The sequence below is a fragment of the Carnobacterium sp. genome (assembly GCF_049673005.1).
Lineage (GTDB): Bacteria > Bacillota > Bacilli > Lactobacillales > Carnobacteriaceae > Carnobacterium_A.
This window is the reverse complement of the sequence record NZ_JBATXB010000003.1, coordinates 23120-45757: the sequence shown is the minus strand read 5'-3', so window position 1 is coordinate 45757 and position 22638 is coordinate 23120. Positions and strand designations below refer to the sequence as shown.

Here is a 22638-nt window from a genome sequence, read left to right as displayed (position 1 = left end):
CTTTGGGATAATTCAAAAGTATCCTCGAGGCTTTTGGCCTCTTGCGGTTCTTTTTCATTCTCCTCTCAGAGCTGGGCAGAGTTCGCAACATCTTGTTTTAATTGAGTTTTGAACTCTAGCTCTTTGGGATAATTCAAAAGTATCCTCGAGGCTTTTGGCCTCTTGCGGTTCTTTTTCATTCTCCTCTCAGAGCTGGGCAGAGTTCGCAACATCTTGATTTTACGCATCTTGTTTTAATTGAGCTTCGAACAACAGTTTCTCGAGAAAATGATAAAATTTCTTGAAATCGAAGATTTCTTTGAATTTTTCCTATTTTCTTGTCGAAACTAACCGTTGTTCTACGCATCTTGTTTTTCTATTGGGGCGAATGCGGCTAGTAGGCGTTTGATTCCTTGTTCTTTGAAGGCTATGTCTAGTTGTAGGTTGTCGGCGTCGCCGGTTACTTTGACAACCGTTCCAACTCCCCATTTTTTGTGCACAGCTTTATCGCCGGTGCTCCATGCTAGTTTGTCTGCACCACTCTCTTTTTTATCACTAACTGGTGATTGATAAGGTGTGCTAGCAGCTCTTTCTGCTTGATTGTTTCGATACGGCGCTGAACCTGTTGGTCGGCCGTAAGGTATGGCATGGGTATTTCCTGGTTGGTTATTGCCTGATTCAATCACTTCTTCAGATATTTCTTTGATGAATCGTGAAGCTTGATTGCTTTGCATTCTTCCATATAACACACGTGAATAGGCATTTGTAACATACAATTTCTTTTCAGCACGGGTAATTCCTACATAGGCTAAACGTCTTTCTTCTTCTAAATCGTCTTCTTCCATCATCGAACGAGACAGTGGAAAAATACCTTCTTCTAAACCAATCAAAAATACAATCGGGAACTCTAATCCTTTAGCTGCATGCAAAGTCATTAGGGTAACTTCACTTTGTGGTTCTTCTTCAATATTGTCTAAATCTGAGATTAAAGCTAAATCAGTTAAGAATGTTAACAAACTTTTATCTTCGCTATTATCTTTTTCAAATTGTTGAGTAACAGATAAAAACTCTTTTATATTTTCAACGCGAGTTTCAGATTCAAGTGTTCGTTCTAATTCTAAACTTTTCAAATACCCGCTACGCTCTAGGGTTTCTTCAACTAATTTCGTTACGGGCAGGTACTCTTGCATTTGTTGCAAATCACGCATCATGAAAGCAAATCCCTCAAGTTCACCTGCTGCTTTACCTTTTATATTAGTGATTGAAACATTTAATGCCGCTTCTAGTAAAGACCATTCGTATTCATTAGCAAAAGATCTTAATTTCTCAATCGTTCCTGGACCAATTCCTCGTTTAGGCGTGTTGATCACTCTTTCAAAACTCATATTGTCTTCAGGGTTAGCGATCAAGCGTAAGTAAGCTAGTACATCTCGTATTTCTTTGCGATCATAGAACTTGTGCCCGCCGACCATTTTGTATGGGATATTGGATTTCAATAAATTTTCCTCTATCACACGTGATTGAGCATTTGTACGATATAGTACAGCAAAATCGCCATAGTTATAATTAGAAGTTTTCATTTCTTCTAGCATTTTTGAGACAACATACCTTGATTCATCGCCTTCAGATTGTCCACGGTAATAAGTGATTTTCTCTCCTTCGTCATTATCTGTCCAAAGTTTTTTCACTTTACGTTTATTATTGTTTGCGATAACGTCATTTGCTGCTTTTAAAATAAATTTGGTTGAACGATAATTTTGTTCCAGCATCACTACTTTTGCATCTGAATAGTCTTTTTCAAAATCTAAGATATTATCCATATTTGCTCCACGCCAGCCATAAATACTTTGATCTGCATCTCCTACAACACACAAATTTTTGAAACGTTTAGCCATCATGTTAACTAAAGTGTATTGAGCTGTATTCGTATCTTGGTATTCATCTACGTGAATGTAGTGGAATTTATTTTGATAATAGTCTAATGTTTCTTTGCTTTCTTCAAATAAACGAATCGTTAACATAATTAAGTCATCGAAGTCAACAGATTGATTGCGTCGCAGTTCACGTTGGTAGTCATCGTAACAATCTGCTACTAACTTTTCAAAAAAACTATTCGCCGATTTGCGGTACTCTTGGGCATCCATCAATTCATTTTTTGCATTACTAATTTCAGAAAGGATCGCTCTTGGATTATATTTTTTAGGATCAATATTTCGTTCTTTCATAATTCGTTTCATTAGAGTTTGTTGGTCACTTGGATCACTAATTGTAAAAGCTTTATTGTATCCAATCCGGTCTATATCTCGTCGCAACATGCGCACACACATTGAGTGAAATGTCGAAACCCAGACACTATCGCCACCGGTTTCCATCAAGCGACCAACACGTTCTTTCATCTCTTTAGCTGCTTTATTCGTAAACGTTATCGCCAATATATTCCATGGATTTACGCCTTTTTCATCAATTAAATAAGCAATGCGATGCGTTAACACACGCGTCTTTCCACTGCCCGCTCCTGCCATAATTAAAAGAGGACCTTCTGTATAAGCTACGGCTTCCTTTTGTCCTGGGTTCATACCCTCTAGCAAGTTATTTTGTATTACCAAAATTTGTCCATCCTCTCTTCGTATCAAACTCGTTTGTTTAATAAGCTCATCTATTTATTTTATCAAATAAAACTAAATTTTTGCATAAGTTTCCATTCTCCATTTTACCACAGATTGACTCCATATTAGAAATGAATAAAAAAACTAAGATAAAAACATAGCGCATGTCTTTATCTCAGTTATCTATTTTAAATGTTTTAGTATTATCTTATTTTTATCTCGCTAAGTCTATTAACTAGTGAAAGAAAACCTCTGAATCTATTTTAAAAATTCAATTAACTGGAAGAACGTTTTGGTGAAATACTGTTTACTCTGATAAATTCAAAATGATACTTAGAGTCAGTTGATTTATTAAAATACGCATTTGTTTTCGTGCTAACGGATAGTCTCCTAATTTCAAGAAATGAACCAACTTTTCAAAGTGCTGAATTTTAAGTTCTCGATTTCTTTCCATTAGTATAATATAGTCCGGATTCGTTTGCTTTTGTAACTCACGAATCGTATCCATCACAATTCTTACTGAGTAATCATTTTTACTAAAGGCTAACATTTTGTGCAACAATTGCGTTTCTAAATCTAGATAAATTTTCCCTGTTCCATTCTGGCACTTTTTTAAGTTTGCTAGTATGTCATCTACTTCAGTTCCATCAAAAACAACTTCTTTGATTTGTAAATAATGAAAATAATTAACAAACGTCATTTCAATAAACTCCATTCTTTCTTGCAAACCGTGCGAACTGATATTTAATTCTCGAACCCGCGCTCCTTTGTGGGGTTCAACCTCTAAATACCCTTCTTTATGAAGCTGCTGGAAAGCTTGACGAATGGGTGTACGACTGATATTTAACTCTCTAGATAGGTCTATTTCAGTTATACGAGTTTGGGGTAACCATTGCCTCGTATAAATTTTCTCTATTATGTATTGGTAAGCAACTTCATCTAATTTTTTAGGTTTAGCCATAGCTTATCACTCACTTATCGTTAGATTATTTGTTTAATGCCTTATCGTTTAATAGTAGAGCTTTCACCCTGTATACACAAGTTTATTCTAGAGCATTTATTACTTTTTATACTTTAATGACTTCATTTTGATATATTTTTCAACGACTCCACTTTCACTTAGGAATGCTGCGGATAAGATAAAAACTCCTCCAACGAGTTGAACGATTGTCATCCGTTCGTTTAAAAATACTGTTGACAAAATAACTGCCGAAATGGGATCAATGTAACTTAAAATAGCCATCGTTTGCCCTTTTAAATCTTGCATAGCTGAAAAATAAAGAGCATATGCGATACCGGTGTGAACGATACCTAAAAATAACAAATAACTTAAAGATGTACCCGTAATAGATACAAGGTTAAATCCTTCTTTTAAAAAGACATACGGTGCCAAAACTAGAGAAGCTACCATTAATTGAACAATTGTTGTTTCTAAACTTGTAATGTTTTTTAAGAATTTGGTCGCTAAGATAACACTTGCATACAATAATGCCGCACCTATTCCATAAGCTATTCCAAGCGAATGAGAGTAACCTTGGATAGTCATTGTGCCCTTTTCAACAATAAAATACATTCCTATGAGTGCTAAAAACACACATCCTATTTTCAATCCCGTTAATTTTTCTTTTAAAATAAAAGGAGACGCCAAAACAACAAATAAAGGTGCCATATAATAACTTAATGTTGCATTTGAAATTGTTGTGTAACGATAGGCTTCAAATAATAAAATCCAGTTAAATCCGATTGCTGTTCCAGAATATAAAAGAATGCCTGCATTTTCCTTACTATTTTTTATAGATACCGTTTTTTTATTCATACTCATCACTAAAATCAAAAAACAACTCCCAAAAAAACCACGATAAAGGGCAATCTCACTTGATGTTAAATCAATGTTTTTCACAAACAATCCAATGGTACCAAATATTAACATTGCTCCTATCACTTTTATTTTTGCTTTTGACACTCTTCCACCTCCTTTTTAGTACAAATAGAAATGACATAGGCGCCTTTTATCACTAGGTTTCCTATGCCATCTATTTAATCTCTTGCAGCTAATACCTTTTTATTAAAGCCCAACTCTTTTAAATAACTCATCTACATATTTTAAATGGTACTGGTAATCAAAGGCATCATCTAGTTCTTCTACCGTTATACGTGACATCACTTCAGTATCGCCTTCGATTAAATCTCGAAAAGGAATCTGACTTTCCCAAGCTATGGCTGTTTTAGGTTGAACTAAATCATAAGCTTGTTCACGACTCATGCCTTTATCAATTAATTTTAACAACACGCGTTGGCTATAAATCAATCCATAAGTTGCTTCCATATTTCGTTTCATATTTTCTGGATAAACGGTTAACTCTTTTATAATTCTTCCAAATCGATTGAGGATGTAATCTAACAAGATCGTTGAGTCCGGTAAAATAATTCTTTCCGCTGAAGAATGCGAGATATCTCTTTCATGCCACAAAACAACGTTATCATAAGCCGTAATCATATGACCTCGAATAATTCGAGCTAGGCCCGTAACATTCTCAGATCCGATTGGATTTCGTTTATGTGGCATAGCTGAAGATCCTTTTTGACCTTTAGCAAAATATTCTTCTACTTCACGGGTTTCAGATTTTTGAAGACCCCGTATCTCGGTAGCAAATTTTTCTATACTCGTTGCTATTAAAGCTAGTGTTGCCATATATTCTGCATGTAAATCACGCGGCAAGATTTGAGTGGATATTTCTTGAGCTCGAAGACCCAACTGATCACAAACATATTTTTCAACAGCCGGTGGAGTATGAGCAAAAGTTCCAACTGCTCCACTAATTTTTCCAGCTTCTATTCCTTTTGCGGCATGCTCAAAACGTTCTATATTTCGCTTCATTTCTGAATACCAAAGGGCTAATTTCAATCCGAAAGTGGTTGGCTCGGCATGTACACCGTGCGTTCGGCCCATCATTACAGTGTATTTGTAACTTTGTGCTTTTTCAGCTAAGATGCTTAAAAAGCTCGTTAAATCTTTATGCAACAATTCATTTACTTGTTTTAATTGATACCCATACGCTGTATCGACAACATCTGTACTTGTTAATCCATAATGTATCCATTTTCGTTCGTCACCAAGTGATTCGGAAACTGCACGGGTAAAGGCAACAACATCGTGGCGTGTCTCTTCTTCTATTTCTAAAATTCTTTTAACATCAAAAGCAGCTTTACTTCTTATTTTTTCAGCATCTTCTTTAGGAATATCTCCTCGTTCAGCCCATGCTTCCACTGCTAGTATTTCTACTTCTAGCCAAGTATTGTAGCGGTTTTCGTCTGTCCATAACTGTCCCATTTCGGGTCTTGTATAACGTTCAATCATCTACTTGTGCTCCCTTTATTAAATCCAGATTCCTGTATCATTAACCGTTTCGATCGTTTTTTCACTATCTTCAGTTAAAATAGTAATATGCCCCATGACACGACCTTTTCTCGCTTCTGATTTTCCATAATAATGAAAATGCCAATTTGGTTTCAGTTGAATTTGTAGTTCTGCACCTTCCATTTGTTCTGCGAGTATCGTAACTGAAACTGAATTTGAAATCAATGAAATATCCGGTAATGGCCATCCACAGATTGCACGGATATGCGTTTCAAATTGAGAAGTTGAGCAGGCTTCGATACTATAATTTGCTGAACTGTGAGGTCGTGAAACTAATTCACTCACATACAAAGCTCCTGAAGTGGTCAGCGTTAATTCGATACCTAGCGTACCCACTAAATTCAGCCCTTCTGCGATGGTTCGACTGATCCTTTCCACTTCCTCAGAAACTTCATCTGAAACTCTTGCCGGAGCAATGGTTTCTTTTAACAAATTTTGACGATGAATAATTTCAGTCGTAGGAAAAACGGATGTATCTCCTGCAGCGTTTCTTGATATAACGATGGACAATTCTCGTTCAAATGGAATCCACGCTTCTAAAACACACGTTCCAGACTTTAATAATGTTTCGCATTTTGGTATGTCTGCTTCTTCATAAAGGAATACTTGTCCCTTTTCTTCATATTCGTCACGAATGGTTTTCAAGACACAAGGAAAGCCAATCGAACTAGCAGCTACCTCAATATCTTCTATTGTTAATATCGTCGCATAAGGTGCTAAGTTAATGTTGCTCATTTCCAAATAAGCTTTTTCTAATAGTCGGTCTTGAGCGATAGACAGCAACTCGCTACCTTGCGGAACGGCAACTGTCTTATTCAGCGCTTCAATTTTACTCGCATCAACATTTTCAAATTCATAAGTAATGACATCACACTTCAGTGCAAAGTCTAATAAAGCTTCTTCATCATTACATTTCGCTACAATTTGCCAATCAGCAACTTGAGCAGCAGGACAGTTCTCCTTAGGGTACAATATTCCAACTTTAAACCCCATTTGTCTCGCAGCCAATGCCATCATTCGACCCAATTGGCCACCACCAATAATACCAATCGTTTTTCCAGGAATAATTAAATTAGGCAATTGTCTCACTACTTTCTAGTACATTTATTTTTATTCTTTCCATTATACTAGTTTATCAGTTATCTTAAAAACTGTCATGAATTAACACTGATTTTATTTTTTTAAAGTTCGCCTCGTTGCTTTAATGCACGTCTTCTTTTCTTAACTTTTTTTGTCCAGAATCCACCACTTATATATTTTGGTTCATAAGAAATAACAAAAGCTTTAGCTTCTATTTCACTAATTTGTTTATAGAGTTTTCGTTCTGATTTACGAGTAGTGAGTATTTCTAAAACTAAGCGATCGCCCTCTTTACCTAAAGCATAACTGGTTGTGACGCCATAACCTAGCTCACGTAAATTTTCCGCGATGCCACTTTTAATATCGGGCACAATTGCTGTTACCATGATGTGTCCTAGTGCCAAGTATTCTTCGATTTGAATGCCAACTGCAATTCCAACTCCATACCCTAATGCATAAGCCGCAATATTCCAAAAATTATCCAAACGATCGAGGACTAGACCTAATCCTACTACATAAATGGTAATCTCAACCATTGAAACAAAAGGGGCAATCATTCGATAACCTTTCATCGTTAACATAAACCGTATCGTATTTAATGCAACATAGGCTAAATTGATAACGAAAATGAGACCTAGAAATTGTAAACTTGTTTCCATTTATAAAAAACCCCGATCTGTTAATATGATAGTTTATTTCCCTATAAGCCTAACAAATTTTTAAAAAATAGCAAGTAAAAAAAAGCCCTACCTTCTGTTTAAGTGGTTAGGGCTTTTACTAGTTAAAGATAGGTAGCTAGAAATAAAAACATTAATTCGTTTCTGGTAAATCAATTAGAGATCCTTCTTCAATAACTGTTTCAATACTCGTCTTTTTATGTGCCTGATGAGAAAGAATATTTAACGTAATGGCAGTGACACTCGTTACAACAATACCATTTCCTGTAAAGGTTTGGACCACTGCTGGTAATTTCGCAAACAATTCAGGAACAATGGTAACCCCTAAGCCAAGTCCTAAAGACAAAGCTACGATCATCAAGTTGCCATCTTGGTTTAAATCTACACGACTAAGCATTTTAATTCCTTGAGTAGCAACCATTCCGAATAATATCATCATTGCTCCACCTAGAACAGGTTCAGGAATGATTGTCGCAAAAGCCCCTATTTTTGGTACTAATCCTAAAAGCATTAGGAATCCAGCTGCAAAATAAATAGGTTTGCGAGTGCGGATACCTGACATTTGAACTAAACCAACATTTTGAGAAAAAGCGGTATAAGGGAATGTATTAAAAATACCTCCTAGAATAATAGCTAATCCTTCTGCACGGTACCCTTTTTTTAAGTGTTCCTCTTCAATAGGTTGTCCGGTAACTTCTCCAAGAGCAAAGTAAACACCAGTAGATTCAACCATACTTACAATTGAAATTAAAATCATGGTTAAAATTGAAGACCACTCAAACACAGGAGCTCCAAAATAAAAAGGTTGTGGAAAATGGAACCAAGTTGCTTCTGCTACTGGAGCTAATGTAACGAGTCCCATAAACGAACCAACAATCGTTCCTGAGATTAACCCAATGATAATGGCTAATGAGTGAATGAATCCTTTAGCAAACAATTGAATACCTAATATAATGGCAACTGTTAGAAATGCTAGGAATAAATAGTTAGCAGATCCAAAGTCAGTTGCCGTTTTTATTCCGCCTCCCATTTTTTCAATTCCAACTGGAATAAGAGTCAGTCCAATTACTGTGATAACTGTCCCAGTAACCACTGGCGGGAAAAATCGTTTGATTTTTGAAAATAATCCTGCAATTAGAAGAATAAAAATTCCTGATGCTATGATTGATCCATACATAGCTCCAATACTTTTTGTCGTTCCAATTAAAATTAGAGGAGAAACGGCTTGTATAGCACAGCCTAATACAACCGGTAACCCAATACCGAAATAACGGTTAACAAATAATTGCAATAAGGTTGCGACTCCACACATGAAAATGTCAATCGAGACGAGATACGTCATTTGTTCTGAGTTGAACCCGATAGCTCCACCAATTAACAAAGGAACTAAAATAGCTCCTGCGTACATAGCTAATACGTGTTGTAATCCTAAGGCAGCTGCTTTTGAGTTTGTTAACATTTTATTTATTCTCCTCTTCTTCTATAAATTTAACGACACCATTTTCAAAAGCGCGTATTCGAGCTAAAGAAAAAATATCAAACCCTAATTTTTCTAAATCGCCACGTCCTGGTTGGAATGATTTTTCAATAACAATCCCAATGCCTGCAATCGATGCTTGAGCTTGCTCACAGATATCTACTAATCCTTTAGCCGCTTGTCCATTAGCTAAGAAGTCATCAATTAGTAAGACATTATCTGTTGAGGTAATAAAGTTTCTCGAAATGGTGATGTCATTTGTTGTGTTCTTTGTGAACGAATAAACTTTTGATGTATATAAATTATCGGTTAACGTTAGACTCTTATGTTTACGAGCGAAGATAACGGGAACTCCAAGCGCCAAACCAGCAAAAACAGATGGTGCTATACCTGAAGTTTCAACTGTTAAAATTTTTGTGATACCTTTTCCAGCAAAATAACGTGCAAATTCGTTCCCCATTTCTTGCATCAAGACAGGGTCAATTTGATGGTTCAAAAAATTATCAACTTTCAAAACATCTTTACCTAATACCACGCCATCTTTCAAAATACGTTCTTCCAATACTTTCATCATCATCCTACCCTTCTATAAAAAAACATCTCTTATCAAATTCATTTTATTCTTTTGTAAAACAAAAAGAGGCCTTTTAACTTTGCTTGGTTTCTTACCAAAGCAAAGAAAAAAGACCTCCAACATTCATTTAGAATTTGGTTTGTTCTTCATTTCTTTACTTATAGTCCAGAATTTACGGTACTGGGTAGAAACTTGCCAACCATATTTTGGCATTATATAAGCTAATGTACTATTGAATATACTTTTTTTAATCTTACACGTCAATAGTTTTTTTGTTTTTCTCATCAAACTATCAAAATAAATGAACGTTTTCGTTTTTCTTATTCAAAATCATTCGTCTTTAATAAAAAAAACTCAAATTATGGTCTCCCATTTTTCGAGTTTTTTAGGGTATATAATTAAGGGTATTGCAAACATTTTATTAAGCAATTATTGTTTGATTGTCTGTTTTTTCATGTGGAATCTTATCCACGTAGAGATTCACCAATCTAGAGCCTTCTATATCATTAGATGTAAAGACGTAATCTAGATAGTTAACTTGGGCTTCTTCTCCTACATGAGGTATACTCCCATACTGCATGATAAAAAATCCAGCTATCGAGTCGACATCATTTGATTCTATCGTTGTATTGAAAAATTCATTAAATTTAGAAAGAGGTGTAGAACCATCTACTAAGAAGCGTGTATCATCAATCACTTCAATCATATTATAGGTTTCGTCGTATTCATCGTCAATATCACCAACAATCTCTTCTAATAAATCTTCAAGTGTTGCAATACCAACGACTCCACCATATTCGTCATTTAAAATAGCCATTTGGTTACGAGTACGTTTTAACTCATACAACAAGTCATCCATAAAAATAGTTTCAGGTACGTACAAAGGAGTATTTAATATATCTTTAATATCAATATCATCTAGATTTGTCATTCTTGAAGCTTTCAATAAATTTTTCACATGGATAATTCCAATGATATTATCTTTATCAGATACGTAAACGGGTACACGTGAAAATCTGCAATCTAATAGTAAAGGAATATTTATTTTATTTCCATCCTCATAATCAATCATAAACGTATCTGTTCGAGGTACCATAATCTCTCTCGCCATTTTTGTATCCATAGATAGAACACCTTTTAACATAGTAAATTGATCTACATCAATTGCCCCTTTTACTTGGCTATTTTCTAAATAAGAACGAAACTCATCGCGAGTCATTTTTTCTTCTTTTTTAGAAAAATCTATTGGCGTAATTTTTTTTAATAAATTCGTCGATAACGAGAGCAATTTTACAAAAGGCGTGGAGATTACTTGAGCTATTCTGATTGGTCCGGCGGTAAATCGGGCAACTTCTTCTGCTTTTTGCAAAGCGACTTGTTTTGGATACAACTCACCGAAAACAAGTGTAATATAAGATAAAATTACGGTTACTACTACAACAGCTAGTTGTTTTCCTCCTGGAATACTGGTTAAAAAAGGTTCCAATCGAGAAGCGAAACTGGTTGCAGCTGAGGCACTCGAAATAAATCCAGCTAATGTTATGGCTACTTGAATCGTTGCCAGAAAATTATCTGAGTTTGCTAGCAATTTTAATACTGCTGCTGATTTTTTATCACCTTGAGCAGCTTTCTCTCTTACTTTGCTTTGGTTTAAAGATACAAATGCCATTTCTGCTGAAGCAAAAAAAGCGTTGACGGCTGTTAGAACAACAATGAGTAAAACTTGTCCTAACAACGACTGACTGTCGGGGTCTGAATTCATAAATCGTGATCTCCTTTTTAATAGTTGCATTTTTTCGATTAGAAAAAACATACCATAATTTAGACTTCATAGCAAATAATTTTTAATCCATTACTTAACTAAAAGCTCTTTATACAGTCGCTTAATCTTTTTTCATATTCTATCCCAAAATAGTGTTCAGCATCTCATCTATTGAGCTTTACACTCTAGACACTCGGAAAAAAGATAACTGTCTGTGAGGATAAAAAGCATCCTCTTTGACACTTCCTATTTTTCGGTCCTGTCTAAACAGAGTGTTCCGCATCTCACCTTATTTAATTAGTTCTTCTATGTTCCCTAGTAGAGGTTTCATAGCGCTTGTGACGTCTCCGCTTGATTTTCCTTCTATCATAGCTACCATGAGGTAACGTTCATTCTCCGCATCAAAGGTTAATAGAAAACCGTTTGTTTCTGCGTCTTCACCTTCTGTCTCTGAGGCTTTTGTTTCGGCTGTTCCTGTTTTGGCAGCTAGATTTTTTTTATTTAGGGAAGCTAAGCTATGAGCTGTTCCTTCTGGCTTTTCAACTACTTTAATTAAATTATCTTTAACTAGATTAGCTGATTCAGCAGTAATAGCTATTTTAGGTTCCATCGTTTTTTGATCTGTTGTCAACTTGGGATAAACTAGTTTCCCTTCATTTGCAAATACAGAAAAGGATACAGCTTGTTGTATAGGATTCATCAAAAGTTGACCTTGTCCATAAGCCGTATCAGCTAATAAGGTTTCTTTAGCTAGTGTTCCATCATTTGAAATTTGAGCCGGGTTCATCGCGATAGGCAAATCTAGTTCTTCTTTGAAAATAAATTTAGATAGCCCTTCTTCAACTGTTTTCTGTCCCATTTCTAAAGCTTCTTGAGCGAAGTAAATATTGTCTGAATAAACCAAGGCTGATTCTAGATTTACTTGTGGTGTATCTGAAACGCGTACAATGTAGTGATCTCCCCAAGATGCATCTTTTTGCCATTTTAGTCCATCAATTTTATGAGTCTTATCTTTTTTCGTAATTCCAGCATCCAATCCAATTGCTGCTGTAATTGTTTTAAAGGTTGATCCCGGCGCATAACCAGATGCAAAACGAGCAAGAAAAGGGTTATTTATATCTTCAGTATATTTTTTATAATCCTCAGAGCTAATCCCCATTGTCATTTGGTTCGCATCATAAGAAGGCGTACTGACTAAGGACAACAAGCTCCCATCTTTTGGGTCCATAAAGACAGCTGAGCTATTTTCACCTTTCAGTTGCTCATATGCAGCTTTTTGTAGTTTAGCATTTAGTGTTAATGTTATATCTTCCCCATTTTTCACTTCAGTTTCTTGGATGACTTTTTTTAATTCATCTTTTTCATTATTAATAACAATTCTTCCGCCTTTTTGGCCATTTAATCGTTCATTAAATGCTGCTTCTAATCCAGATTTTCCAATACTATCTCCAGGTTGTATGCTTGGATTTTTTTCAATATCTTCTGCTGTCGCTTCTGAGACGTAACCAATTAAATGAGCTGCGGCTTCATTTAATGGATACGTTCGAATAGTCTTTTCCTGATAAAGGATACCAGGTATTTCTGGCGTTTCTCCTTCGTTTACAATTTTAAACGGAACAAAACTTTCTGGAAGAACCCAATCAGCGGATAACTTATTTTCTAGCTGTTCAATTGACACATCAAATTCTTCACTAATTTCTTTTAATTTGCTTTCTTTTTCTTTTCCTTCTCCTAACGACTCGGGATACAAGCCAACATCCCATACGTTACCTTCTGTCGCTAATGGAGATCCATCGGCTGCTAAGATATCTCCGCGCTCCCCTATTGTAGTCGTTAGACTAACCTTGTCATTTGGCTCTAAGTCAGGAAAAATGAGTTGAGTGGCCCAGTTAATCTTATAATCATCCTCTTCTTTACTCATCGTAGTCGCAAATGATTGTTCTTCCAATTCTCCTAAAGAAGTTTTCATTTCTACGGTATATACAATATCATACTGATTTTTTTCTTTATTTAAAGAGGATTCTAGTCCAGAAATCTTTAAATCAGAGACACCGATTCCACCATAAATAGCTTCGTAACGTTTTTCCATTTGGTCTTTGGTGTAACCACTCTTTTTTAACGACGTTTTTGAAGCTAGTTTACTTATAGTTGAATAGTCTTGCTTTTCTAAAGCTTCCACATATGAATCTACTGTTTTTTTGGCAGCTTCCTCATCTTTTTGTTTTGACCAAAAATAGTACGTGGCCCCACCACCAATAATTACTACACTAATCAATCCAATAACAGCAGCAATCATCCAAAGTGGACGTTTTGTATTTTTCAAACGTTTTGTTTCTTTCACTAATCATTCCTCCTTGTCCTTAACTAGTTAAAACAGAAAGGTCTTAGCCTTACAGTCCCTTTTACGAACTTTTTTAATTTACTCACTTTCTATCAAATAAATCAACCGGACTATTGTTGTTCTGTATCTAGTTCTTCTGCTTTTTGTTGCTCTCGTTTGCGATAGATTTTCATTTTTTTACTGAATAATTCCCCATTGCTTGGAGGTGTGTAAGTAATCGCATTGGCTCCAGCTTCTATGGTTTGTTGTATGCTCTCAATAGTTGGACCACCAGTTGCTATAATCGGTAACTCAGGAAAAGCCTGACGAACTTCTCTAACAATATTTGCTGTGTTCGCTGCTCCACTAATGTTAACGATATCAACTCCAGCATCTATTTTTTCTTGAATATCTGTAAATTCTGAGACAACTGTTAAAATAATCGGAACATCGACTATTTCATTCACTTCTTTTATCGTACTTAACGGTGTCGGTGAATTTAAAACGACTCCAATACATCCGTGAGCTTCAGCAAATAAAGCAATATTCGTCGACCGATGTCCATGGGTCAAACCGCCACCAACTCCAGCCACAACAGGCATACTTGCTACCGTAGTAATTCCATTTATAATAGCTGGATGAGGTGTAAATGGATAAACAGCTATTACGGCATCTGCATCGTTATTCATAATAATCGCGATATCTGTTGTAAAAATCAGCGAACGAATACGCTTACCATTTATTACGATTCCACTTGTTTTACGAATAATCTTTGGCACTTCTATATAATCTCTTCTTAAATCCGTTGTAATTTTTGGAGCTTTCTTTTTTACAAATTCTTCCATTTATCCAACCTCCTAATATCTTTAAACATGTAGTGTTAGTTTACCTAAATTTCTAGTTATTTGCTAGACTTATTGCATTTAACTATTTATCACCTTATTCAGACTAACACGATTCAGCTGTTGTTTCAGACCACTAGAAAGTGACACGTATTGCCGTAGCCGCATTGTTGATAAAAGTCGCTCTAAGGTAACAATCTAGTCGGTCTTTTCTTTCCAGATTCTAAGAAAAAACCAATACGACTCATTCAATCGTACTGGTTTAAATTATACTCTTCAATTAGTTGAATCAATTTTACTGGATAATCCGGATCAGTCGCATAGCCACTTTTTTCAAGTGCATAGGCGGCCTCTTTGTAGTTTTCTGCTGATAGGACTGTAGCGTATTGGTCTTCATTCCACGTCGTGCCATAAACAATTAGTCTAGCGTGTTCATCCATTGATTCTTGCCAACTATCGTATTTTCTAAAAGGAGCTTTTATTTCAATCCATTCTCCATTAACGTACTCTTTTGTATTCATCATAACTGTCTTATCCGGATTATCGCCTTTAATACCATAAAAATTATTATTTTGTACAGATAGCTCACTTCTGCCCCAGTCAGACTCTAATATAGCTTGAGAAATACTAATACTCGGAAGAATTCCATAGGTCTCTTTTAACGTTTTAGCATATCCAGCGGTCTGAACAATAAACTGTTGCTTGCTAGGATTATCATCTAGTTCTTGTTGCGTATCTGAAGATGAGTACTCTGAACTTAATAAAGCTATTGCACTAAAAAATATCAAGCATAGTGCAAATAGGCTTACCAAAAAAACACTAGGTGTTAACCAAAAAGCGGCCTTTTTTTTCTTTTTTGATTTTGAAGTAGAATATTTTTTTCGTGGTTTCTTTTTAGCCAATTTGACACGCCTTTCTTTCTGGTACGTAAAGCAATTAGCTTATTTTCCAGCGTCTTTTAAGAGTTCGATATATTCTTCCAAAGATAAATTATATTTTTTTATATAGTTGGCATTTTCAACACCAACATAGCGGAAATGCCAAGATTCATATTCTATTCCCGTTTCTTCCTCTTTCCCTCTTGGAAAGCGTAAAATAAATCCGTATTTTTCCATGTTCTCTAGCAGCCATTTTTGAGAATCTTGTGTATCGTATTCGGGTATTAGTCCTTTTCCTGTTTTTAGCCATTCTGAATCAACGATATCAACAGCTAAACCTGTGTGATGTTCGCTCCCTCTTGGAATAGCAATATAATCTTCTGTTAGACTAACCGCTTCTTCCTGGGTATAGTTTTGATCAAGGTAACGTTGAATACTGGCATCATAATTTTTTTGTTGTAAATCAACTGATCGATAACTTGAAACTAAAACCATTTCAAAGCCCGCTTCAGATGCTTTTTCTAGCCATTTATCGTAATCCTCTTTAATCCGTTCATCAATCATATACCCATTAGGTAATGTAGTTAAAGGCAATTTAAGAGAAGGATCAATTAATTTTGAATTGTTAACTAAAATTAAGTTCCAATCAGCAACAGATACGTCTGGTAATTCATCAAGCATAGCTTGACGTTCTTTCTTTTCTTTGATTTGTTGCTCCTCTTCAGGTGTTAACGTCTCTATAGAAGAAGAGTGTACAGGTATGGAACTAGATTCCAAAGATTGTTTTGACTCAGGTGATTCATTCAATAACGTTTCTTCTATTCTTCCACAGCCGCTAATTAATCCTATCATAATTATACTACCTGCTATTATTTTTACTTTCATATCACTAATGCCCCATTCTATTTCACACCTTTTAAAACGGTAAATCCTTTTTATTTCTATCGAAACGATGTTTTTTATACTTTCTATATTAACACTTTTTAGTACAATCGTCACAAAAAAACTATTTTCTTAATTTGAATTTAAGGTCTTAATCAATAAAAAAAGAATGGAGTCAAGAGCGCCCATTCTTCTTTTATTTACTTGATTTATCTTCATCTAGCATAATGGTCTTCAATATTTTCTTTGAACCACTCCAACAAATCTTGTTTTTCAGTTTCAATTTGTTGCTGGATAATACCTGGTAAACTTAACTCTACGCGATCTTTGTAACTCCAAAAATCATAATTCATGTCAATTTTGAGTATAGTCATATTTTTTTTACGGTATTGATCAGTTGCTTCTTTCTCATTATCTTGTTGAAAAGATAGTTCGGCATTGCCACTGCTGACCCATTTTTTTGCGACATGAAACTTTATTCCTAAATATTCTTCAACAGGATGCGTTTCTACTTCTGGAAAAAAAGTAGCGTTTCTGATTACTTTTTGTACTAGCATCCATTCATAATCTGTAAATAAATTAATAATAGCTTGCTCATCTTTTGTTTTTAAGCTTATTTCATTATTCTTCCATCGCTCCCAGTTATCCTGACTGATGGATAACTGACTTGAATAAAATTCTTTTTCAGTCCTATACTTCTCTTTTATCGTATACAAAACAATTTGAATAAGTGCTTCTTGCATAGTGCATTCCCCTCTCAATGTCATCTTGTTTATGAATTAGAATAAGTGCTAAACCTATTTTACATGTAACAGCACTAAAATAAAAGTGTAAGGCTTTCCATTGCGTTTACTTTTAGTGCTTGCTACAATCAATAAGAATAAAAAAATGTTTTTTTAAACAAATTAAGGAGGAATAAAGTGAAAGAATTAAATTGGGGCATCTTAGGTTTAGGTTCAATTGCGACAAGCTTTACTACTGATTTTAATGCTGAGGATTCAAGAATTTATGCTGTTGGTTCTCGTAGTGATGATAAAGCCCACCAATTTGCAAAGAAGCATGGAATAGAAAAATCTTATGGCAGTTACGAAGAATTATTAGCGGATCCTATTGTAGATATCATTTATATTGCGACACCTCATAGTCACCATGCCGATCTTATTATGAAAAGTTTAGAAAATAACAAGCATGTGCTTTGCGAAAAAGCTATTGTGATGAATTCTAAACAGTTAAAAGCTGCTATGAAACTTGCTTCAGATAAAAACTTGGTTTTAGCTGAAGCCATGACTATTTATCATATGCCACTTTATCAAGAACTTAAAAAAAGAGCGACTGATGGTTCTCTAGGTAAATTAAAAATGATTCAGGTATCATTTGGTAGCTTGAAAGAAGCTGATCCGACAAATCGATTCTTTAATAAAGAAGTTGCAGGTGGAGCTTTATTAGATATCGGAACGTATGCGTTATCGTTTGCGCGTTTCTTTTTATCTAGTCAACCTAAGGAAATTCTAACTACGGTTAATTTTTTCGAGACTGGCGTTGATGAAGAAGCTGGGATCATTTTAAAAAATGCTGAAAACGAAATGGCAACCCTGGCAATCACGTTTAGAGCTAAAATGCCTAAGCAAGGAGTTGTCGCTTTCGAAAAGGGCTACTTCACCGTAAATGATTTCCCAAGGGCCGATGAAGCCACCTTTACGCACTCTGATGGATCTGTTGAACACATTAAAGCTGGCGACACTTCGCAAGCATTGAATTATGAAATTAAGCAGTTTAATGAAGCCGTGCGTACAAAAAATAACACAAATTCACTTGATTTAACTCGCGATGTTATGGAAATAATGGATACGCTTAGAGAAAAATGGGGTTTGCATTTTGATTTTGAATAATCCATTTCAATCTTTTGACTAACAAAAAAACAACCAAAAAGATTGGCCACTTTTAAGTGCCTACTCTTTTTGGTTGTTTTTACGTTTTTCTATACTTGGACCTATTTTTATTTCTTTAAGACTGCAACGACTTCTATTTCACATAATGCTTTTAACGGCAATTCTTGTACTGCGAAACAAGTACGAGCTGGTTTATGTCCAGCAAATTGTTCGCCATAGGCTTCATTAAATGCTTGGAAATTTTCCATTGTTGACAAATAACAAGTTGTTTTGACAACGTGCTGTAAAGAAGATCCTGCAGCTTCTAGAACGGCTGATAAATTTTTCATCGCTTGTTCTGTTTGTTCTTTAATATTTTCTGAAACGATTTTACCAGTTACTGGATCTACTCCAACTTGGCCAGCTGGGAAAATGAAGTCTCCAGCTTTAATAACTTGCGAATAGGGTCCAATCGGTTCTGGTGCATTTTTTGTATGAATAGTCTCTAACATAATAGCTCCTCCTAGTAGTTTCTAACAAGAGAAACTCTTTTTTATTATCTTCTTTGTCTATGATTGTATCACTTACTGTTATTTTATTCATCATTTTTACTGTTTAGCAGTTCATTATTTTTTACCTTTGTTATAGAAAACTTCCATATCTTCCTTAGGAACCATACTTCCACCAGTTGCCCACGAAATATGGGTTGCATTTGCCATTTTATCTATTAAATTATTTTCTTTTAAATAATTTTGTCCTGCTTCTGATTTCAATAGGCGAATCGATCCAGGTAAGCCCGCAATAGCAGCTGGTTCTAAATAAATTTCTTCTTGATCGATTAAAGCCGTCAATAGTTTATACGTTTGATTGTCATCTAGCGTATAAGAACCACTAAAGAAATCTTCCAATACTTTAGCAACAAAACCAGATGTCCGAGGAACAGCTAGGCCATCCGCAACCGTTAAGCCATCTAATCCTATGTCTTTAACAGAGATTTCATTGTATTTACCAGTGATTAATCCAACAAGCATAGATGGAACATGAGTTGGTTCAGCAAAGAAACAATGAACATTATCGCCATAAATGTGTTTCAATCCGAATGTAACACCGCCGGGAGATCCACCAATTCCACAAGGTAAGTAAACAAATAACGGGTGGTCAGCATCTACTAAAATATTCTTTTCGTTTAACTGTTTTTTCAACCGACTTCCAGCTACTGTATAGCCTAAGAATAATTCACGAGAATGCTCATCATCAACAAAGTAACTTTTAGGATCTAAGTCTGATTGTTGACGTCCTTTTGTTACAGCTTTTGTAAAATCAGATTCATGTTCAATAACGACTACGCCATGGCTTCTTAAAAAATTCTTTTTCCATAATTTTGCTTCCACTGACATATGAACAATCACTTCAAATCCTAGTTTTGCCCCAACTGTTCCTACACTTATCCCGAGATTTCCCGTTGTACCTACTGTGATTTTAAACTCAGAGAAGAATGTTTTAAATTCATCACTTGCAAAAATAGCATAATCTTCTTCTATTGATTTTAACAATCCATGCTCTAACGCCAAATCTTCTGCATGTTTTAAAACTTCATAAATTGCCCCACGAGCTTTTACGGTTCCAGCAATCGGCAACAGGTCATCTCTTTTCAGCCATAACTTACCTTCAATGGTCCCTTCGTACTCTTCCTCAAGGTAAGCTTTCATAGCTGTTATTTCAGTAATAGGTGACTCGATAATCCCATTGGTTGGAGCTGTATCCGGAAAAACTATTTTTAGATAAGACGCAAATCGAGTTAGTCGAGCATCTGCATCTGCAATATCTTCTTTTGTAATGGCGGATTTTTCTGCAGCTTTTTCAAATGTCTTTTTATTTGGGTTAACCCAGAATACTTCTTTTGCAGCTTTAATATCTTCGAATAACGGTGTTTGCTCAATTGTTATCTCTTTGCTTTTATCCATTACAGTAGTTGTTCTCATTTAAAAAACTCCTTTTCTATTATAAAGTATTTACTTTGTTACACTTTTTTTAATAATCTGCTTTCGCGATTGCTGGTTTTTTCATTTTGCTATTTTCTATTGATTCCTTAACCGTATCTTTCACATTAATATTCCCAGATCTAATTTGATCTGCCGTTTTAATTTTGAAATTCCTAAAAATATAAGAACCCAGAAAACCGCTTAATGTGCTAACAATCATACAAGCTAATGCTGCTATTAATACTTTTCCTGCAGGGTTATAAGCAAACATCACTGCAAAACCTGCTATTGGTGTTGCTGTACCTGGAGTATCATTAACTAATCCCATTAGAGATATAATAACACCACTGGCTGCTCCACCGATAAAATTTGTAACGTAAACCGGTATAGGATTTGCTGAAATAATGTCAGCTTGCGTTAAGGGTTCTATCGCTACTGAAATTGTATCTTTTTTACTTCCAAATTTCATTTTACTAAATAAAACATAATTCATAAAGGAAGAACCAAAGACTGCTAATGCTCCAATAGCCATAGGAACTCCAGTCAAACCTAACATAGCTGTTAGGGCCATTGAACTAAGTGGTGCTGTAGCAACTACTGTGATAATCCCACCTAATATGATTCCCATCATTACTGGACTTGTATCAGCCGTAGCTGTTAGTATTTCACCTATTTGCATTAATGTAGCATCTACTACGGGCGAGGTCAACAGTCCTATTAAACGAGCAAGTGGTGCTGCAACTACGATAATGATAATCAAATCTAATCCACCAGGCAACTTTTCTTCCATATATTTAATAATAAATGAAATTAAGTACCCTGCAATAAATCCTGGTAGAATCCCGAATCCTGATAATGATAACCCTACTAAAACAGCATAAACAGGTGAAACACCTAATGCTAAAGGGACTAAAATAGCTGCGGCTACTCCTCCAAGACTTCCATTCGCTCCTCCAACTTCTTTTAAAAATTCAATATTCAATACATTTCCAAAAAAAGCTAAATGAAAAGCTTCAACTAAAAAACTTGCGCAAGCTGCACTTGCTAATGCTCCCATTGCTTTGGATCCTTGAGGTGCTTTGTAGTTAAATAAAGTAAAGAATACTAAAACCAAAAGTAATAATAACGTTCCAAATAAAATATCCATACTAATCCTCCAATAATTTATTTTAGTGAATCATTATTCAGTTATATTTTACCCATCAGAAAGCGATTACAATTTCACTTAGAATGAAATCTGTTCTAAAAAACCTCTCCTTTTTTAGTTTTGATTTTATAATTTTTTATACCGAAGATAATAATTTATTATCATAACCACACTTTATCTTATTTATTTACCGCTGTCAATCGTTTTAATGATAATTTATTATTATTCTAAACTTTTATTACAATTATATTGTATTCTGTCTATTGGTGGCTTAAACTCTAATTAAGTTATCATTTTTCTCCCTCACACAACGTTATTCCCCAATACTATATAAAGGAGTTCGATTCCCATTGGAAAAAGAAATTATGGAACACTATAAAAAAATTGTTTATTACTTCGGTGAACTTTTAGGTCCGACATATGAGGTTCTTTTACATGTACTTACGTCTGAAACCGATTCGTATATAGGCGCAATCGCCAATGGTGAATTAAGTGGACGAAGTTTAGATGCTCCCTTAACCGATTTTGCTTTGAATTTAATTAAAGATAAGGTTTATTTAGAAAAAGATTTTATTACTGGATATAAAGGTACCGTGTCAAATGGAAAAGAATTTCGTTCTTCAACATTATTTATTAAAGATTCAAATGGTAAACTAACGGGTTTACTTTGTATCAATTTTGATGTCGATCAATACAAATATATCGCTAAAGATATTTTGAGTCTTGCTCAAATCATCTTACCCATAAATGACTTATCTAGTAACGATAAGGAACCTTATATTGAAAACTTTTCAAACTCGGTGAGAGATATTATTTTAACCGTTATTGATTCTAAATTATTAAGTCCTGATATAAAATTGTCTCAAAATCAAAAAATAGAGATTATTAAAATTCTAGAAGATAAAGGTGTTTTTCAAATTAAAGGTGCTGTTGTTGAGGTTGCTGCTACTTTATCCATCTCAGAAGCTAGTGTTTATCGATATTTACAGACTGTTATGCGAAACAAAGAAGCATCAAACTCATCAACTGCTATCTATTAATAGGGTTATATTGCTCACAAAAAGAGCTTTATCGAAATACAATTCGATAAAGCTCTTTTTTAGATTATTTTGTTCTCATCCTTTTAGCTCATCAACAAGCTAAAAT

General features: G+C 34.9%; 19 protein-coding genes and 1 riboswitch. Of the genes, 2 read left to right on the top strand and 17 right to left on the bottom strand.

Going from position 1 to position 22638, the window contains the following annotated elements; all coding sequences use genetic code 11:
- Nucleotides 1-338: 338 nt before the first annotated feature.
- The 14 genes from pcrA to WBF61_RS00230 form a co-directional block, all read right to left on the bottom strand.
- Entirely contained in the window at nt 339-2555 is a 2217-nt protein-coding gene (gene pcrA / locus WBF61_RS00295; protein WP_424252889.1) for a DNA helicase PcrA, read from the bottom strand.
- A gap of 337 nt (nt 2556-2892) precedes the next feature.
- On the bottom strand, nt 2893-3546 hold the full coding sequence (locus WBF61_RS00290) for a GntR family transcriptional regulator (RefSeq protein ID WP_424252883.1): 654 nt from the start codon (nt 3544-3546) through the stop codon (nt 2893-2895).
- Nucleotides 3547-3645: 99 nt separating this feature from the next.
- The gene (locus WBF61_RS00285; protein ID WP_424252881.1) at nt 3646-4548 is read right to left on the bottom strand and encodes a DMT family transporter; all 903 of its coding nucleotides are present in this window, start codon (nt 4546-4548) and stop codon (nt 3646-3648) included.
- Between the two features lie 102 nt (nt 4549-4650).
- Nucleotides 4651-5943: an adenylosuccinate lyase gene (gene purB / locus WBF61_RS00280; RefSeq protein ID WP_424252879.1), complete on the bottom strand. Its 1293-nt coding sequence runs from the start codon at nt 5941-5943 to the stop codon at nt 4651-4653.
- An 18-nt stretch (nt 5944-5961) separates the two neighbouring features.
- On the bottom strand, nt 5962-7083 hold the full coding sequence (gene purK / locus WBF61_RS00275; RefSeq protein ID WP_424252877.1) for a 5-(carboxyamino)imidazole ribonucleotide synthase: 1122 nt from the start codon (nt 7081-7083) through the stop codon (nt 5962-5964).
- 101 nt (nt 7084-7184) lie between these two features.
- Nucleotides 7185-7742: a DUF2179 domain-containing protein gene (locus tag WBF61_RS00270; RefSeq protein WP_424252875.1), complete on the bottom strand. Its 558-nt coding sequence runs from the start codon at nt 7740-7742 to the stop codon at nt 7185-7187.
- A gap of 151 nt (nt 7743-7893) precedes the next feature.
- Nucleotides 7894-9228 carry a nucleobase:cation symporter-2 family protein gene (locus WBF61_RS00265; RefSeq protein ID WP_424252887.1) on the bottom strand — a complete coding sequence of 445 codons (1335 nt, stop codon included), beginning with the start codon at nt 9226-9228 and terminating at the stop codon, nt 7894-7896.
- Nucleotides 9221-9808, bottom strand: a complete 588-nt coding sequence (locus WBF61_RS00260) for a xanthine phosphoribosyltransferase (protein WP_424252885.1) — start codon at nt 9806-9808, stop codon at nt 9221-9223. Before WBF61_RS00260 ends, WBF61_RS00265 begins: the two co-directional genes overlap by 8 nt.
- A gap of 144 nt (nt 9809-9952) precedes the next feature.
- Nucleotides 9953-10051: riboswitch (purine riboswitch) on the bottom strand.
- Nucleotides 10052-10232: 181 nt separating this feature from the next.
- Nucleotides 10233-11573 carry a hemolysin family protein gene (locus WBF61_RS00255; RefSeq protein WP_424252873.1) on the bottom strand — a complete coding sequence of 447 codons (1341 nt, stop codon included), beginning with the start codon at nt 11571-11573 and terminating at the stop codon, nt 10233-10235.
- A 289-nt stretch (nt 11574-11862) separates the two neighbouring features.
- A complete protein-coding gene (locus WBF61_RS00250) occupies nt 11863-13914 on the bottom strand; it encodes a penicillin-binding transpeptidase domain-containing protein (RefSeq protein ID WP_424252872.1) in 2052 nt (683 codons plus the stop codon).
- 110 nt (nt 13915-14024) lie between these two features.
- The gene (locus WBF61_RS00245; protein WP_424252870.1) at nt 14025-14738 is read right to left on the bottom strand and encodes a hydrolase; all 714 of its coding nucleotides are present in this window, start codon (nt 14736-14738) and stop codon (nt 14025-14027) included.
- A 245-nt stretch (nt 14739-14983) separates the two neighbouring features.
- On the bottom strand, nt 14984-15637 hold the full coding sequence (locus WBF61_RS00240) for a glycoside hydrolase family 73 protein (protein ID WP_424252869.1): 654 nt from the start codon (nt 15635-15637) through the stop codon (nt 14984-14986).
- A 39-nt stretch (nt 15638-15676) separates the two neighbouring features.
- Nucleotides 15677-16498, bottom strand: coding sequence for a M15 family metallopeptidase (locus WBF61_RS00235; protein ID WP_424252868.1), 822 nt, complete (start codon nt 16496-16498; stop codon nt 15677-15679).
- Nucleotides 16499-16710: 212 nt separating this feature from the next.
- The gene (locus WBF61_RS00230) at nt 16711-17238 is read right to left on the bottom strand and encodes a hypothetical protein (protein ID WP_424252866.1); all 528 of its coding nucleotides are present in this window, start codon (nt 17236-17238) and stop codon (nt 16711-16713) included.
- A gap of 177 nt (nt 17239-17415) precedes the next feature.
- Here WBF61_RS00230 and WBF61_RS00225 point away from each other — a divergent pair, with 177 nt between their 5' ends.
- A complete protein-coding gene (locus WBF61_RS00225; RefSeq protein ID WP_424252864.1) occupies nt 17416-18384 on the top strand; it encodes a Gfo/Idh/MocA family protein in 969 nt (322 codons plus the stop codon).
- Nucleotides 18385-18491: 107 nt separating this feature from the next.
- Here the strand turns inward: WBF61_RS00225 and WBF61_RS00220 are convergent, their stop codons facing one another.
- The 3 genes from WBF61_RS00220 to WBF61_RS00210 all read right to left on the bottom strand — a co-directional run bounded on the left by WBF61_RS00220 (nt 18492) and on the right by WBF61_RS00210 (nt 21492).
- The gene (locus WBF61_RS00220) at nt 18492-18875 is read right to left on the bottom strand and encodes a RidA family protein (protein WP_424252863.1); all 384 of its coding nucleotides are present in this window, start codon (nt 18873-18875) and stop codon (nt 18492-18494) included.
- 114 nt (nt 18876-18989) lie between these two features.
- Nucleotides 18990-20345 (bottom strand): D-serine ammonia-lyase, encoded by a 1356-nt coding sequence (locus WBF61_RS00215; RefSeq protein ID WP_424252861.1) that lies wholly within the window; start codon nt 20343-20345, stop codon nt 18990-18992.
- A gap of 49 nt (nt 20346-20394) precedes the next feature.
- Nucleotides 20395-21492, bottom strand: coding sequence for a PTS sugar transporter subunit IIC (locus tag WBF61_RS00210; protein WP_424252860.1), 1098 nt, complete (start codon nt 21490-21492; stop codon nt 20395-20397).
- 350 nt (nt 21493-21842) lie between these two features.
- On the opposite strand from WBF61_RS00210, the gene WBF61_RS00205 reads away from it, so the two are divergent.
- Nucleotides 21843-22532 carry a helix-turn-helix transcriptional regulator gene (locus tag WBF61_RS00205; RefSeq protein WP_424252858.1) on the top strand — a complete coding sequence of 230 codons (690 nt, stop codon included), beginning with the start codon at nt 21843-21845 and terminating at the stop codon, nt 22530-22532.
- The last annotated feature ends 106 nt before the right edge of the window (nt 22533-22638 follow it).

Excerpts from the sequence above, each read along its gene's own strand:
- pcrA (WP_424252889.1), bottom strand. The coding sequence starts at position 2,555 with ATGAACCCAGGACAAAAGGAAGCCGTAGCTTATACAGAAGGTCCTCTT.
- WBF61_RS00290 (WP_424252883.1), bottom strand. The coding sequence starts at position 3,546 with ATGGCTAAACCTAAAAAATTAGATGAAGTTGCTTACCAATACATAATA.
- purB (WP_424252879.1), bottom strand. The coding sequence starts at position 5,943 with ATGATTGAACGTTATACAAGACCCGAAATGGGACAGTTATGGACAGAC.
- WBF61_RS00270 (WP_424252875.1), bottom strand. The coding sequence starts at position 7,742 with ATGGAAACAAGTTTACAATTTCTAGGTCTCATTTTCGTTATCAATTTA.
- WBF61_RS00260 (WP_424252885.1), bottom strand. The coding sequence starts at position 9,808 with ATGAAAGTATTGGAAGAACGTATTTTGAAAGATGGCGTGGTATTAGGT.
- WBF61_RS00255 (WP_424252873.1), bottom strand. The coding sequence starts at position 11,573 with ATGAATTCAGACCCCGACAGTCAGTCGTTGTTAGGACAAGTTTTACTC.
- WBF61_RS00245 (WP_424252870.1), bottom strand. The coding sequence starts at position 14,738 with ATGGAAGAATTTGTAAAAAAGAAAGCTCCAAAAATTACAACGGATTTA.
- WBF61_RS00235 (WP_424252868.1), bottom strand. The coding sequence starts at position 16,498 with ATGAAAGTAAAAATAATAGCAGGTAGTATAATTATGATAGGATTAATT.
- WBF61_RS00230 (WP_424252866.1), bottom strand. The coding sequence starts at position 17,238 with ATGCAAGAAGCACTTATTCAAATTGTTTTGTATACGATAAAAGAGAAG.
- WBF61_RS00220 (WP_424252863.1), bottom strand. The coding sequence starts at position 18,875 with ATGTTAGAGACTATTCATACAAAAAATGCACCAGAACCGATTGGACCC.
- WBF61_RS00215 (WP_424252861.1), bottom strand. The coding sequence starts at position 20,345 with ATGAGAACAACTACTGTAATGGATAAAAGCAAAGAGATAACAATTGAG.
- WBF61_RS00210 (WP_424252860.1), bottom strand. The coding sequence starts at position 21,492 with ATGGATATTTTATTTGGAACGTTATTATTACTTTTGGTTTTAGTATTC.